1 protein-coding gene is annotated in these 1,131 nt (G+C 66.4%); it reads left to right on the top strand.

The features are described from left to right. Positions 1–567 precede the first annotated feature (567 nt). A partial coding sequence (locus ABZY11_RS44660) for an IS110 family transposase (RefSeq protein WP_356484642.1) occupies positions 568–1,131 on the top strand: 564 nt, incomplete at its 3' end.

Below are 1,131 nucleotides of genomic sequence, written 5' to 3'. Positions count from 1 at the left end.
CAGCGCCGAGTGGGGACCCTCAGTTCCTTCGTGCTGTTCGAGTACCGCACCGTGATGCCTGAACGTTGCATGGCGATCGACGCCTTGCATCGGAGCGGCGGGCGGTTCGGGTGCTCGTGGGTAGTGGTGATCACGTGAGTGCAGGGCGGAAGCCTGGTACGCGTCGGGCTGTAGAGGCCTCCGGCTGGTAGGCGGCGCCCGACGTCTTCGTGCCGCCATCACCTGGGGTGTTGGCGTGCGCCGATTCCGGACGGATGCCTTTGCTGGATCCGGCTGCGAGGCCTTGTGCCAGAGCGGCAGCATCCGGGGTCGTCGAGCGTCAACACCCTTCTGTTGATCCCTCGTTGGTGTTGGTGGACGAGCCCACTGCACGGTGACCTCTCAATATTCGCGAGCCGTCTGAGCTCCGGGACAGACCGAGGCCCGCGTGGTGCGCTGGTGCCACGAACACGGCTGGTGAGGCATCGGCCCAGCCCTCGCGGCTGAGGCCCGGAATTAGGTCGCTGCGTGGCCCGCATGCGCTCGTGACCAGCGCATATATCCGAACAGACTCTGGGGAGGAACCCCGTGATCTACTGCGGAATCGACTGGGCGGAGAAGACACACGACGTCGCTCTGGTCGACGACACCGGAACGTTACTGGCCAAGCTGCACATCACCGATGACGCCGCTGGCTACAAGATCCTGCTGGACCTGCTCGCCGAGCACGGCGACACCGCCGAACACCCGATACCAGCGGCCATCGAGACCTCCCGCGGACTACTGGTCGCCGTGCTGCGGCAGGACCAACGACAGGTTTTCGCGATCAACCCGCTGGCCTCCTCCCGTTACCGCGACCGGCACTCCGTCTCCCGCAAGAAGTCCGACCCGGGCGATGCCCTCGTCCTTGCGAACATCCTGCGCACCGACATGCATGCCCATCGCACCCTGCCCAACGACTCCGATCCGGCCCGCGCGATCGCCGTTCCGGCCCGCGCTCAGCAGGACGCCACGTGGAATCGCCAGCAGATCTCCAACCAGCTCCGTTCCCTGCTGCGCGAGTACTACCCCGCAGCTCTGGACGCCTTCGCCGCCTGGACCAACGGACTCTGCCGACCCGAGGCCCGCGAGCTCCTCAAACTCGCCCCCACC

This window comes from Streptomyces sp. NPDC006510 (assembly GCF_040611955.1).
Classification (GTDB): Bacteria; Actinomycetota; Actinomycetes; order Streptomycetales; family Streptomycetaceae; genus Streptomyces.
This window is presented reverse-complemented; position numbering and strand designations above follow the sequence as displayed.